This window comes from Acinetobacter sp. SCLZS86 (genome assembly GCF_021560715.1).
GTDB lineage: Bacteria > Pseudomonadota > Gammaproteobacteria > Pseudomonadales > Moraxellaceae > Acinetobacter > Acinetobacter towneri_A.
Genome location: NZ_CP090864.1, coordinates 3,089,163 through 3,102,058 on the forward strand (window position 1 = coordinate 3,089,163; position 12,896 = coordinate 3,102,058).

Below are 12,896 nucleotides of genomic sequence, written 5' to 3' on the forward strand. Positions count from 1 at the left end.
TGTTGATTCAAGTGCGCTCTATGTAGGCAAGACCTTGATCATGTTGTTACAGATGTTTGAAATCATCTGACAACGGGTCAAGGTTTTTTTATGGCCAATTGTCGGATGTGGAGATTGTATGGAATCTATCGGCAATTTATGGCTATACCTGGTCTTTTTTGCAATTGTTGCAGTCATGCTCGCTATCGACCTCTTAGGCTTTAAACAAAAAGCAGGCGAATCGGTCAAAGTCAAAACCGCTGCGTATTGGAGTATCGCCTGGGTCAGTGTGGCAGCTTTATTTGGTGGCGGTTTATGGCTGTATCTTAAACACAGCGTTGGGCTAGAAGTCGCCAATACCAAAGTCATGGAATACTTTGCGGGTTATTTACTGGAAAAATCACTGGCGATCGATAATGTATTCGTGTGGATGATGATCTTCGCCGCATTCGCCATTCCACCGGGCTTACAGCGTAAAATTTTACTGTACGGCGTACTGGGCGCAATTATTCTCAGAACCATTTTTATTTTTATTGGGGCTTGGTTCGTACAAGAATTCTCTTGGATTTTGTATATTTTTGGCGCATTTTTGGTTTATACAGGCTTTAAATTCTTAAAAGGCCCAGAACAAGAAGCCAACAATATTGAAGATATGGCGTTGTTGAAATGGTTACGCAAACACATGCGGATCACCCCAACACTGGAAAAAGATCAGTTTTTTGTTCGCCAAAATGGTGTACTTTGGGCAACGCCATTATTTTTAGTTTTAATTTTGGTCGAAGCATCTGACGTTATTTTTGCCGTGGATTCTATCCCTGCAATTTTTGCGGTGACTACCGATCCGTTTATTGTACTCACCGCAAATCTTATGGCTATTTTGGGCTTACGTGCCATGTTTTTCTTGCTCTCAGGAGCAGCGACTAAAATGCATTATTTGCCGTATGGACTGGGTTTAATTCTGCTATTTATTGGCTTTAAAATGCTGATGTTAGATGTGTTCCACATGCCTATCTGGATTTCACTCGGCTTTATTGTACTTGTACTGACAATCACTGCGTGGTTATCAATTCGACATAGTCGTAAACACCATGAAACCACATTATAAAATTTAATATTCCTCATCATCGTTGCAAGCCTTCTTTCGAGAAGGCTTTTTGTATTCATTTCACCAAGTTTTAATTTACCGTACGATAAATTTTATCGTACTGCTGCAAGCTACATTTAAGGTACAATCTCTTGAAAGAATGAAAAATGTAGGTTGTTTATGCCATCTCCTGTACAACGCACCGCAATTCGTGGTCGCTTTCTTGATTTCAAAAACTGTACCAGCCAAGCCGATCAAATTTCAGAACAAGTCCGTTATATAGAGGATGGCTTGTTAATTTGTGAACAAGGCAAAATTCAGTGGTTGGGTTCATGGCAAGAAGGGCAGGCACAGCTAAACGCCAACACAGAGTTCCATCATTATCCTGACCATCTCATTGTGCCTGGCTTTATCGACACCCATATTCATTTTCCACAGACCGAAATGATAGGTGCGTATGGTGAACAATTACTGGAATGGTTGAATACTTATACTTTTCCGACTGAACTGCAATTTGCAGATAAAGCCTATGCAGATCAGATTGCACAATTTTTTGTGCAGGAGTTACTTAAAAATGGCACCACCACAGCCTTGGTGTTTTGTACGGTACATCCTGAATCTGTAGATGCGTTATTCGAGGCGGCAGCACAACATCAAATGCGCTTAATTGCAGGCAAAGTGCTGATGGATCGGCATGCGCCTGAAGCATTGTGTGATAGCGCAGACACAGGCTATACAGACTCTAAAGCGTTGATTGAAAAATGGCATGGAAAAGGACGTAACCTCTACGCGATTACCCCACGTTTTGCACCAACTTCTAGCCCTGAACAACTGGCACGGGCAGGGCAACTTAAAGCCGAATATCCCGATGTTTATGTGCATACCCATTTAAGTGAAAATCACAATGAAATTGCATGGGTGAAACAATTATATCCAGAGCAAAATGGATATTTAGATGTTTATCATCACTATGGTTTAACAGGCTCACGTTCGGTTTTTGCGCATTGTGTGCATTTAGAAGAGCATGAGTGGCAATGTTTGCATCATACCGATTCTGCAATTGCCTTTTGCCCAAGCTCCAATTTATTTTTAGGCAGCGGTTTATTTCCGCTACATAAAACTTGGGAGCGACAGGTGAAGGTCGGCTTAGGTACAGATATTGGCGCAGGCACTACTTTTAATGTACTGCATATCCTCAATGAAGCCTATAAAGTGCAACAACTGCAAGGGGCAAAACTCTCAGCTTTTGAAGCGTTGTATCACGCCACATTAGGCGCTGCCAAAGCTTTGGACTTAGACGATAAACTAGGTAATTTTAAAGTAGGCAAAGAAGCCGATTTTGTGGTGATGGATTTAAATGCCACAGCTTTACAACGCTTACGACAACAACGTGCCAAACATATTAAAGATGCACTATTTGCCCTCATTACTTTAGCAGATGACCGTAATATTCATGCGACCTATATTTATGGACAACGTGCCTACTACCAACCCAATCAAAACTCAGCAACAGGTGGCTAAACCTGTACAACCCACGTATATGAAAGCTATAGGATGGGCAATGCTGATACTCGGTTGTGCTTTGTTGTTACGCTCAGATTCTCACTCAGCACAAAAATGATGCTATTTTAACCATGCAAGCACGTGCAACATCGCGCAAGATATATTAAAATTAGCGCATATTTTGGGGTGTTGCAGGTCAACACCTTTTTTATTTTTGCTTTTTAGGTATCTACCCATGACAGTTGAAATGCAGGTTTTGATTTCTGCAGAAGAAATCCAAACAAAAGTTCAGGAACTTGGTCAAAAAATTAATGCTCACTATGCCAATAGCGACAAAGAGTTGGTTTTAATTGGCTTATTACGTGGTTCTGTATTGTTCATGGCAGATTTATGCCGCACCATTCAAAAGCCGCATGAACTTGATTTTATGACTGTATCCAGCTACGGCGGGGGCACGGTGTCATCGCGTGATGTGAAAATTTTAAAAGATTTGGATGGTGAAATTCGCGGTAAAGATGTCTTGGTAGTTGAAGATATTATCGACTCGGGCAACACCCTAAATAAAGTGATGGAAATTTTGCAAACCCGTGAGCCAAATTCAATTGAGCTGTGTACCTTAATTAGCAAGCCATCACGCCGTGAAATTGAACTTGAAGTTAAATTTATGGGCTTTGAAATTGAAGATAAGTTTATTGTCGGTTATGGCTTGGATTATGACCAAAAATATCGTCATATTCCGTTTATTGGCGAAATTGGCTTATAAAACAAATACGCCTCGCTTTAAAAAAGTGATCGTTTCAGATCACTTTTTTTTATGGCTGAAATTTGCATTTCATCTATCTAACAGGACAAAAACACTACATGCTGTAGCATTATTCGACTATTTTCCTTGGGATTTTTCGGCAAAGATAAGTCTGAAACATGATGTAAAACATAAACAAAGATAACAAGGAGCTGCTCATGTGGTCATTAATTGTCGCAATTGTGGTGGGTTTTATTGCAGGTCTAATCGCCCGCGCGATTCATCCTGGAGATGATAAAGCAGGGTTTATTGTCACCACCTTACTTGGGATTGCAGGGTCTTTATTGGCAACCTATGCAGGGCGTATGATGGGATTGTACGGTGATGGTTCTGCCGCAGGCTTTATTGCCTCCATCATTGGTGCGCTGATTATTCTATTTATTTATAATACGTTCATGAAAAAATCGCGTGCTTAAATCCTGTATTAACGACTGTAATTTTTCAGTCAAACATCTTCTCTCTCAATAAAAAAACCGCCTTAAAATTGAGGCGGTTTTTTTATATCTACTTCGCAATCACAAATTTCAGGTTTGCTCCGATACACACTACACAATTTTAGTTGCCAATATCAGATAAAAAATTAGCCGTTCTTAAAGACCAAATTCTTTAAAAATCTGTTCAATTTGTGCCGCAGGATATGCTCCCATAACTTTAAAGCCATTCGAGAAAATAATCGCAGGCGTACCGTTTACACCTAAACGATGCGCTAAAACAATGTTGCGCTCCACAGGGTTGGCACAACTGCTTTGACTTGTAGGCAATTGTGCTTTTGTGATCAGGTTTTCCCAAGCAAGAGCAGGGTTTTTCTCACAATACACCTGTTTAGATGGCGCAACAGATTGCGCTTTTAACGGCAAAATAAAGGTATAGATTGTAATGTTGTCCAGCTTTTTCAGTTCAGCCTCAAGCTGTTTACAATATGGGCAATTTGGGTCAGAAAAGATCGCAATCTGACGTTTTCCCGTACCTCGCACACTTTTGATTGCATCTTGTAACGGTAACTTTTTCCAATCGACACTGTTTTGTTGGATCAATAAATCTTTGGTTAAGTTATGCTGATCCTTTAAACGAATCATTGAACCCGCCAAAATATGTTGTGCATCTTCATTCAAATACACCACTTGACCATCCATAGAGGCACTGTAAATACCTTTCATTTCTGTGGCTTGAATATTGTCTAATTTCAGTTGCGGATGCTGTTGTTTGACATTTTTACTAACCGTTGCAACATCGGCCATGCTCACGGCGCTGCATAATCCCATTAAGGCAGCTAAACTCAATTGTTTAATCATGTGTTTCATCTAAATAAAGTAAATTTAGCCTGATTCTAAGCTGAAAGTTGTACAGAATTCAGTATTTTTAAGCCAGAATTACCCAATTGCTACAACTCGTTTTTGCTATGCAACGCTTTAAGTTTCACATGGAACATTCAAGCCTGATGGTGGATTAATTTTTACTGAAATTTGTACAATTTCTTCATGAATAGCGAGAGCAGTACGGACTCGATCTGCGTCTAAATCATCTGCAGTTTCCAATGCCAAAATACAGGAAAATTTACCCTGTCCGACTTTCCAAACATGCAAGTCTGTAATCATCACACTGCCTGGTAACTCTGCAATCACTTCACGAATTTCATCCACCACAGGATGATCCATTTCTGCATCCAGCAATGTTTTCCCTGTTTCCTGCATCAAACCTATCGCCCAACGCGCCACTAAAATTGAACCAACAATACCTAACAGTGCATCTAGAAAATCCCAGCCCCAATATTTACCCGCAATTAAAGCAATAATCGCAAAAATTGAAGTCACCGCATCTGCCACCACATGCATAAAGGCGGCTTTTTGATTCAGGTCATGGCTGTCATGCGTATGCTCATGATGGTGATGGTGATGGTGATGGTGATGGTGATGGTGATGGTGATCATCTTCATGTAATAACCATGCACAAATCAAATTGACCAATAACCCTAAAATTGCAATTGGGATGGCTTGGTTATACTGAATATCGACAGGAAAAAATAAACGCTCGATAGAGTGAATTGCCATAAATGCAGCCACCACCAACAATAAAATGGCGCTGCTATAGCCAGCTAAAATTTCAATTTTCCATGTACCAAAACTAAACCGTGTATCTGCTGCATAATGACGTGCTGCCCGATAGGCAAAATAAGCCAAGCCTAGCGCCAGCATGTGTGAGCTCATGTGCCAGCCATCCGCTAGCAAAGCCATGGAATGAAAAATCCAACCACCCAAGATTTCCAAGAACATCATGACAGCCGTCAGCAAAGCCGCATATAATATTTTTTTCTGCGCCAGCGGATTGCCTTGATCGAATTGATGTGGATGGATACGATGAGAGTGTTGCTGACGCATAATGGGAAATCATTGTTAAATATACTCTCCTAGAGTATATAGAAATTGAGGTGATGTGTTGGGTCATTTACATACAGATAAGAAAATTTTAAATCGCATCAAACGTCTACAAGGGCAAATTGGGGCAGTGGAACAAGCACTTCACAATCCTGATCATGGCTGTATTGAAGTTTTACAACAAGTCGCAGCTATTAAAGGTGCGGTCAATGGTTTGATGAATGAGTTAATCGAATCGCATTTGCGTCATCATGTGATTGGTGATCAATGCGCGATTGATGAACATGAACTGGAAGAGTTTATGAAACTGCTAAAACGCTATGCTTAACCACAAATAGGCTTGACCACATTCAAGACTTGTCTTTACACTGAGTCATATTTCTCACTTTTTGAGAGCTAAGCTCAACAGTTTAGCCACAATCGAGTTTTTTATGACTCATTCTCATCCTTGGCATCCTTTTGTGATGATCAGTCTTGCTCTGATTATTGGCACCATGGGCACAGCACTTGCAAGCCCCCTGTATCCAATTTATCAGGAAGTCTGGCAGCTTTTACCAAGCCATATCACCTTTATTTTTGTGTCTTATATGCTCGGTTGTTTGGCCACCTTGCTCTTTTTAGGGCGTACCAGCAACAGTATCGGCTTCTTAAAAACCCTAGAACTGGGTTTAATAATCATCACTCTCGGACTGATTCTGTCGATGTTTGCCACCAATCCGCTTTGGCTTGCTTTGGGGCGTTTTGTGATTGGGATTGCTTCAGGTCTAATGACCACATCGGCGTTAATTGGCTTAATGTGGAGTATCCCTAAATCACATAAAGCGCATGCACCACAGCTCAGTTCAGTCATTACCGCAATCGGATTTGGCTTAGGTCCTTTGCTCGGTGGTGGTTTGGCACAATTTTCAGCAGCGCCTTTGTTTAGTCCATATATTCCAGTCATTTTGGGTGCAGTACTATGTTTTATTGGATTGTTAGGTTTAGCACCACCTGAATTTACGCCACAAGCCTTCTCGTTTGCCCCAAAATTAGAACGCCCAGAACCACGCTTTCATGCAGAATTTTATATTACGGGTTTAACCGCATTCTGTGTTTTTGCTGCATTTAGCTTATTTGCTTCACTCTCTCCATCTTTTGTGCAAATGATTATTCCATGGCACGGGCCTTTGGTCAGTGGTTTGGCTATAACCTGTATTTTGCTAATTTCAGCATTAGTACAGTATTTTTCCAAAGCCATTCCTGCACAAAAATGTCTAAATTTTGGGCTGTATTTACTGTTATTCAGTTTATTGGTACTCGGTTTATGTATGTATTTACACTGGAGTTTTCTATTTTTTGTCAGTGATCTACTGCTAGGAATAGGACACGGGTTGGCATTGATTGGCGCTTTTGGCTTAATCCATGCCATGACCAATCTACAGAATCGCGCTGCAGTGATGTCAACGTATTTATTTGTGGGCTATTTAGGCACAATTCTGCCAATTATTGCAGTGGGTTATCTGGCCGATCATTTTGGTTTAACCACTGCTGTACTTAGCTTTTGTACAGCCATCTGCTTATTGTGTGGCTACATCATTATTTGGTATCGACAGTTGCAGAACAAACCTGTTTTAGGATGAGGTTTTACCTAAACTAAAAGTTAAAATCAGGACAAGGTTTGAATCAGCTGAGTTTATTCAAACCTTATAGATGACTGAGACTATGTCTTCTGTTTTGATCTCAAACTCAACAGCCATTATTTTTCATTAAGGGCTTGATGCTCTAACTCTTTAGTCAGGAAGTAATTCAAAAAGGTTCTAATCACGGCAATGATCGCCAATTTAATTAGGCTATCTAAATCTGGATCTACTGTGGTGGCTAAAATGTCTGCAGCCAAATGAAATTCAAGCGCCGTCGCAAGCCAATCCCCAAAACAATAACGTGCAGTACGCTCTGATTTTAACTGAACCAACACCAATAAAGTTTTAAGTAGACCAATCATCACACAAATCACAGAAATGGCTTCAAGTGATAATTGCAGAAAATGAACCAAAGAAATGAGTATTTCACGTAAAAAAGCCAGTTCAGATATCCAAAAAACCTCCATCAGAGATTTCATCTCATGCGTTTAGGATTGTATTGAGCGCCAATCTTTGATTATTTTCTCATCATAGCTTTAAATTCTGCGGTTTAAAAAGTCTTGAGTGATTATTGATGGGTTTTCATAAAGGTAAATTGAAATGTTTAAACATGACATGGGTTAAATCGGGTTTGTAACAAAAGAGACACTAAACATTATCAAATAGGCTGATTTTTATCAGCTGACCAACCTAAAATAGGATAATAAAAAAGCACTAAGTTATTAAAACTTAATGCTATTTTCATATCAAATGAGGAAGTAATCGCTAAAAATCATTTCCCGATACAAAACGATCCAAAAATCTTGCCCAACAAATCATCTGCAGAGAAGTCGCCAGTGATTTCACCCAAAGCATTCTGCGCAAGACGTAACGACTCGGCCACCAATTCCCCCGCATGATAGACCACCAATTGCTCACGTGCCTCAGCCAAATACTGCTGCGTGCGCTTCATTGCGTCTAAATGACGAGTACGTGCAATAAAGGTATCTTCTTCAGGCTGAAAGCCTGCATGCGCTGTAATCGCTTCTATGAGCGATTGAACACCTGTTTCTTGTTTAGCCGACACCGTAATATGTCTAAAACCATTAAAATCTGAAATTGCAGCTTGCACACCAGTTAAATCACATTTATTGCCAATCAACATTAAGCGCTTCGGCTCAATATATTCAGCAAAATAATGCTGTGCCAATTGCAACGGATCTTCGTTTTGGCTCAAGTCATAGACCAATAACAATAAATCTGCTTGTTCAATTTCTTTGATCGCGCGGCGAATCCCTTCCTGCTCCACAATATCACCTGTTTCACGTAAACCTGCAGTATCGGTCAGGGTAATTGGTAATCCATTTAGGGTGATTTTTTCATGCAATACGTCACGGGTTGTCCCTGCAATATCGGTCACAATCGCACGTTCAATGCCCGCCAAGGCATTGAGTAGGGAAGATTTTCCTGCATTGGGTTTGCCCGCAATCACCACCTGTAGACCTTCACGTAACAATTGTCCCTGACGTGCAGATTGTTGCACAGCAGTCACCGAAGCAGCCACTTCATCCAGTAAATTGAGGATTTTACCATCGGCCAAAAAGTCAATTTCTTCTTCAGGAAAATCAATGGCAGCTTCAACATGCAAACGTAAGTGAATTAACTGCTCTAACACAGTATTTACTTTAGTGGAAAAAGCTCCTTGCAGGGAACGTACAGCAGAACGCGCAGCGGCTTGTGAGGTGGCATCAATTAAATCGGCAATGGCTTCGGCCTGTACCAAATCTAGCTTGCCATTTTCAAAGGCGCGCATCGAAAATTCACCTGCTTTGGCAGCCGTTGCACCGAGTTCCAGTAAACGAGCCAATAAGGCATTTTGAATCACTGGGCCGCCATGCCCTTGTAATTCCACCACATCTTCGCCAGTAAATGAATGAGGATTTGGGAAACAAATCACCAACCCTTCATCCATGACTTCATTGGCAGCATCGTAAAACTGGCGAAAACCTGCATAACGCGCTTTGGGCAAGTCTTTTTGGGTCAAGGCTGCGGCAATTGCATAGGCTTTGGGTCCCGACAGGCGAATCACCCCCACACCACCACGGCCAGGTGGAGTCGCGATTGCGGCAATGGTGCTGCGGTTATACATAAAATTCACCTAAAACTTTCAAAATATATGCAAAGAAAAATCCGCCTAAGATTACCATCTTAAGCGGATTTATTCAGCAGCTCAGCCATACTTAATTGGCTGGAGTTGCTTCTTCTCGTTTAGCGCGGTCTTTTTCAACACTTTTGTTGATCAAGCTTTGCTGCAGAATCGTAATCAAGTTGTTGACAATCCAGTACAGGACTAGACCTGCAGGGAAGAACAATAAGAATACGGTAAATACCACAGGCATAATGCGGAAGATTTTAGCCTGCATTGGATCTGTTGGCTGTGGGTTCAACATTTGTTGGACATACATGGTCACACCCATCAACAATGGCAAGATAAACCAAGGGTCCATTGCCGATAAGTCTTGAATCCAACCTAACCACGGTGCATGGCGTAACTCAACCGATTCCATCAATACCCAGTACAAGGCAAGGAAAATTGGCATTTGCAGTAACAATGGCAGACAACCTGACAGTGGATTCACTTGTTCACGTTTGTAAAGTGCCATCATTTCTTGCGAGAAACGCATACGGTCTTCGCCAAATTCTTCTTTCATGCGCTGCATTTCTGGCGCAATCACACGCATTTTCGCCATAGAACGATAGCTCTTAGACGATAACGGCCAAAGAATCAGTTTGACAAGAACGGTTAATAAGATGATTGACCAACCCCAGTTACCCACTAAGCCATGGAAGAATTGCAAACCAATAAACAGTAATTTTGCAATTGGCCATAACCAGCCATAATCCACAGTTTGGTTCAAACCTGTCGCCAAGTCTTTCAATTCAGATTGAATTTTTGGACCCGAGTAGAAAGTCGCATCAACTTCTGCCACGGTACCTGCAGGCACATTAATGGTTGGTGAGGTAAAGCCAATGATGTTCATTTCATCGCTAGATTTACGTGATTCCAACTTCGCTGCATACGGTTGACCATCGGCCTGAGTCAATTTTAACTGCCCTGGAACCCAAGCACTCACGAAATAATGCTGAACCATTGCCACCCAACCGCCAGTTGCTTCAACATTCAATTTTTCATCATTAAAATTGTCAAATTTCAACTTGTTGTAGTGTTCTTCAGGTGTCCCCCATGCGCCGCCAAGGAAAGTACCCAAGGTAAAAATACCTTGATCTGACTTGCCAGGATCGTCTGAATTATCCCGTTTCAGCTGACCAAACATCTGACCTTGCCAGTTTTGACTGCTGCGGTTAATCACTTTGTGATTCACCACCACAGGATATTCACCTTCAGTAAAACTAAAGGTTTTGATGATTTCTACACCATCGGCAGTTTTATATACCATTGGGACAGTTAACGTTTTAACTGTTTCACCCGCTTTATTTTTGCTTTCTTTGGCATCGGCTAAGCTATAAGTCGATTTTTCAATTTCATAGCTTGGGCGGCCATTACGGCTACTGTCTGGACCATTCAGCCCGATTAACCCAGATTGCGCGACATAGGTGCGCTTAGCATCGCTTTCCAGCATGACGAAAGGATCGTCACTGTCTTTATTTTTGTCATGATTGAGTAATTCAACACGAACAATATCACCACCTTTCGGATTGATCCAAAGATGATAAAGGTCAGTTTGTACTGAAATAAGCTGCTGACTTACAGGTGCTGTGGCATCGGTTGTTTGCTGTGCAGGAATATTTGCTTGCGGTACATCAGAAGCTGCTGTAGCCGTTTGGCCATTCGGCAAATCTGCAGATACTTCATGAGAAACAACGGCAGTTTTTTGCTGCGGTGCTGTTTCAGCATTTCCATAATCTTTTTGCCACGCCAAAATGAGCAAATATGCGACGACAAACATGGCCCCGAGAATTGCAAACCTGGCCCATTGTTGCATATCTATTACCCCAAGTGGTTAGAGTGATTTTGGTTCAATAAACGATCACGAAAGGGTACAGTAATGTGATGCGTTTGAAAATCTATTTGCTGAAATGAAATAAAACGAATGACTTTTGGCGGGACTGGATCATAGCCCGAACCACCCCACGGATGACAACGACAAATACGTTTTGTAGCCAGCCACACACCACGAACAGCACCATGCGTATGCACTGCTTCCAAAGAATAATGAGAACATGTTGGAATATAGCGACAGCGCGGTCCAAATAAAGGACTAATCGCGATCTGATAGAAACGTATCAACCAATGCAGTAAACGTACCATTGGCCATCTCTACTTTTGTGGGGAGGGAGCTATTTTTGAATGCTTTTTGGCTAGACGTTGTAACTTCTGCCAAGCAAATTGTAATTGCTGATGCAATTCCGCATTAGATACTGTATCTACCCCAACTTTGGGCATTACCACAATATCTAAGTCATTTAATTGCTGTTGGTGTAAGCGAAAACTTTCGCGAGCAAGTCGTTTTACTCGATTTCGTTCGTGTGCACGACGCACTTTCTTTTTTGCAACGACAAGACCCAAACGGCTATTCGGCAGTTCGGAATGTTTTGCAAGAAATAAGAAATGGGGTTGATGCACTTTAAAAAGCGCACCATCAAACACACCTTTATAATCGGCAGCACAGCGTAATCTCAACTCTGTGCTGAAGCCATAAAGTGTTGTCATAACACCCAAGAGTCGCTTCAGCGTGACTGTATTAAACAGTTAAGCTGTGACGACCTTTTGCACGACGGCGAGCCAATACTTGACGACCAGCTTTAGTAGCCATACGAGCACGGAAACCATGAACGCGCTTACGCTTTAATTCAGATGGTTGAAATGTACGTTTCATATCGAAACTCCAAAAATGATCTTTCTATAAAGGTCCGCGATTTTAGTGTTCATTGCTTGAGCTGTCAATGAAAAACACGGTTTCTTGTAAAATAAGCCTAAATTTTTTCTTTTTAACAAGTTTTCGCTCAATTGACTGGTTGATCATATAAATTAAAGTATACACAAGATAAATGATTGTTTATGCTTGACTAATAAGTTATTAACAGTATTATTCACATAATTATCCACAAGCTATTCTGTTTAATTTTAAAATTTTCGGTTTTGAATTTAAATTTAAACTCAGATTGAATTATCCACAGTTGCAACGCATCTTATAAATAAATTCAAATTTATAAATTTAAATTTATTATTATTAGAGACGCATTTTTCTGTTGAGAACTCACTTTTTCTTTTATAAAACAAATTTTTGAATTGTGGATATCTATGTTTCTATAATTTTAATACTTTGTGGATAACTTTATGCTATATTTTATCCACACCTTGCGGATAAACTTATCCACACTGCGTTTTAAATTTAAATTCAGGTTTGATGATTCCTTTTTTGAGCGATTTTGCTGATTTTGTCATGACAGATGTGGATAACTTGGTTAGAATGGCGACCCGCTCAGGCGGTCGAGAGACGTTTTAAATTTAAAAATGGATTAGATAGGGGTTTCAC

General features: G+C 40.8%; 14 protein-coding genes. 6 read left to right on the top strand and 8 right to left on the bottom strand.

Annotation, left to right across the window (positions count from 1 at the left end; translation table 11 throughout):
• The first annotated feature begins 118 nt into the window (after window positions 1-118).
• The 4 genes from LZP46_RS14820 to LZP46_RS14835 all read left to right on the top strand — a co-directional run bounded on the left by LZP46_RS14820 (window position 119) and on the right by LZP46_RS14835 (window position 3,784).
• Window positions 119-1,084: a TerC family protein gene (locus LZP46_RS14820; protein WP_236094280.1), complete on the top strand. Its 966-nt coding sequence runs from the start codon at window positions 119-121 to the stop codon at window positions 1,082-1,084.
• Window positions 1,085-1,243: 159 nt separating this feature from the next.
• On the top strand, window positions 1,244-2,584 hold the full coding sequence (gene guaD, locus LZP46_RS14825) for a guanine deaminase (RefSeq protein ID WP_236094281.1): 1,341 nt from the start codon (window positions 1,244-1,246) through the stop codon (window positions 2,582-2,584).
• Window positions 2,585-2,801: 217 nt separating this feature from the next.
• Window positions 2,802-3,329 (top strand): hypoxanthine phosphoribosyltransferase, encoded by a 528-nt coding sequence (gene hpt, locus LZP46_RS14830; RefSeq protein WP_004969787.1) that lies wholly within the window; start codon window positions 2,802-2,804, stop codon window positions 3,327-3,329.
• Window positions 3,330-3,526: 197 nt separating this feature from the next.
• Window positions 3,527-3,784 (top strand): GlsB/YeaQ/YmgE family stress response membrane protein, encoded by a 258-nt coding sequence (locus LZP46_RS14835; RefSeq protein WP_004969785.1) that lies wholly within the window; start codon window positions 3,527-3,529, stop codon window positions 3,782-3,784.
• 174 nt (window positions 3,785-3,958) lie between these two features.
• Here the strand turns inward: LZP46_RS14835 and LZP46_RS14840 are convergent, their stop codons facing one another.
• Both LZP46_RS14840 and dmeF read right to left on the bottom strand, forming a co-directional pair.
• Entirely contained in the window at window positions 3,959-4,606 is a 648-nt protein-coding gene (locus LZP46_RS14840; RefSeq protein WP_372238852.1) for a DsbC family protein, read from the bottom strand.
• Between the two features lie 171 nt (window positions 4,607-4,777).
• A complete protein-coding gene (gene dmeF / locus LZP46_RS14845) occupies window positions 4,778-5,743 on the bottom strand; it encodes a CDF family Co(II)/Ni(II) efflux transporter DmeF (RefSeq protein WP_236094282.1) in 966 nt (321 codons plus the stop codon).
• Between the two features lie 58 nt (window positions 5,744-5,801).
• On the opposite strand from dmeF, the gene LZP46_RS14850 reads away from it, so the two are divergent.
• Both LZP46_RS14850 and LZP46_RS14855 read left to right on the top strand, forming a co-directional pair.
• Entirely contained in the window at window positions 5,802-6,068 is a 267-nt protein-coding gene (locus LZP46_RS14850) for a metal/formaldehyde-sensitive transcriptional repressor (RefSeq protein WP_178319445.1), read from the top strand.
• Window positions 6,069-6,171: 103 nt separating this feature from the next.
• Window positions 6,172-7,359 carry an MFS transporter gene (locus tag LZP46_RS14855; protein ID WP_236094283.1) on the top strand — a complete coding sequence of 396 codons (1,188 nt, stop codon included), beginning with the start codon at window positions 6,172-6,174 and terminating at the stop codon, window positions 7,357-7,359.
• Between the two features lie 116 nt (window positions 7,360-7,475).
• On the opposite strand, the gene LZP46_RS14860 is transcribed toward LZP46_RS14855, so the two are convergent.
• The 6 genes from LZP46_RS14860 to rpmH form a co-directional block, all read right to left on the bottom strand.
• Window positions 7,476-7,826 carry a DUF1622 domain-containing protein gene (locus LZP46_RS14860; protein WP_236094284.1) on the bottom strand — a complete coding sequence of 117 codons (351 nt, stop codon included), beginning with the start codon at window positions 7,824-7,826 and terminating at the stop codon, window positions 7,476-7,478.
• Window positions 7,827-8,131: 305 nt separating this feature from the next.
• Complete coding sequence (mnmE, locus tag LZP46_RS14865) at window positions 8,132-9,487, bottom strand: tRNA uridine-5-carboxymethylaminomethyl(34) synthesis GTPase MnmE (RefSeq protein WP_236094285.1); 1,356 nt, start codon at window positions 9,485-9,487, stop codon at window positions 8,132-8,134.
• Window positions 9,488-9,578: 91 nt separating this feature from the next.
• Window positions 9,579-11,342 (bottom strand): membrane protein insertase YidC, encoded by a 1,764-nt coding sequence (yidC, locus tag LZP46_RS14870; RefSeq protein ID WP_236094286.1) that lies wholly within the window; start codon window positions 11,340-11,342, stop codon window positions 9,579-9,581.
• Window positions 11,343-11,347: 5 nt separating this feature from the next.
• A complete protein-coding gene (gene yidD, locus LZP46_RS14875; protein ID WP_236094287.1) occupies window positions 11,348-11,668 on the bottom strand; it encodes a membrane protein insertion efficiency factor YidD in 321 nt (106 codons plus the stop codon).
• Between the two features lie 9 nt (window positions 11,669-11,677).
• The gene (rnpA, locus tag LZP46_RS14880) at window positions 11,678-12,070 is read right to left on the bottom strand and encodes a ribonuclease P protein component (RefSeq protein WP_004969764.1); all 393 of its coding nucleotides are present in this window, start codon (window positions 12,068-12,070) and stop codon (window positions 11,678-11,680) included.
• 31 nt (window positions 12,071-12,101) lie between these two features.
• Window positions 12,102-12,236, bottom strand: coding sequence for a 50S ribosomal protein L34 (rpmH, locus tag LZP46_RS14885; protein ID WP_000831329.1), 135 nt, complete (start codon window positions 12,234-12,236; stop codon window positions 12,102-12,104).
• Between the last annotated feature and the right edge of the window lie 660 nt (window positions 12,237-12,896).

Excerpts from the sequence above, each read along its gene's own strand:
- LZP46_RS14820 (WP_236094280.1), top strand. The coding sequence starts at position 119 with ATGGAATCTATCGGCAATTTATGGCTATACCTGGTCTTTTTTGCAATT.
- guaD (WP_236094281.1), top strand. The coding sequence starts at position 1,244 with ATGCCATCTCCTGTACAACGCACCGCAATTCGTGGTCGCTTTCTTGAT.
- hpt (WP_004969787.1), top strand. The coding sequence starts at position 2,802 with ATGACAGTTGAAATGCAGGTTTTGATTTCTGCAGAAGAAATCCAAACA.
- LZP46_RS14835 (WP_004969785.1), top strand. The coding sequence starts at position 3,527 with ATGTGGTCATTAATTGTCGCAATTGTGGTGGGTTTTATTGCAGGTCTA.
- LZP46_RS14840 (WP_372238852.1), bottom strand. The coding sequence starts at position 4,606 with ATGGCCGATGTTGCAACGGTTAGTAAAAATGTCAAACAACAGCATCCG.
- dmeF (WP_236094282.1), bottom strand. The coding sequence starts at position 5,743 with ATGCGTCAGCAACACTCTCATCGTATCCATCCACATCAATTCGATCAA.
- LZP46_RS14855 (WP_236094283.1), top strand. The coding sequence starts at position 6,172 with ATGACTCATTCTCATCCTTGGCATCCTTTTGTGATGATCAGTCTTGCT.
- LZP46_RS14860 (WP_236094284.1), bottom strand. The coding sequence starts at position 7,826 with ATGGAGGTTTTTTGGATATCTGAACTGGCTTTTTTACGTGAAATACTC.
- mnmE (WP_236094285.1), bottom strand. The coding sequence starts at position 9,487 with ATGTATAACCGCAGCACCATTGCCGCAATCGCGACTCCACCTGGCCGT.
- yidC (WP_236094286.1), bottom strand. The coding sequence starts at position 11,342 with ATGCAACAATGGGCCAGGTTTGCAATTCTCGGGGCCATGTTTGTCGTC.
- yidD (WP_236094287.1), bottom strand. The coding sequence starts at position 11,668 with ATGGTACGTTTACTGCATTGGTTGATACGTTTCTATCAGATCGCGATT.
- rnpA (WP_004969764.1), bottom strand. The coding sequence starts at position 12,070 with ATGACAACACTTTATGGCTTCAGCACAGAGTTGAGATTACGCTGTGCT.
- rpmH (WP_000831329.1), bottom strand. The coding sequence starts at position 12,236 with ATGAAACGTACATTTCAACCATCTGAATTAAAGCGTAAGCGCGTTCAT.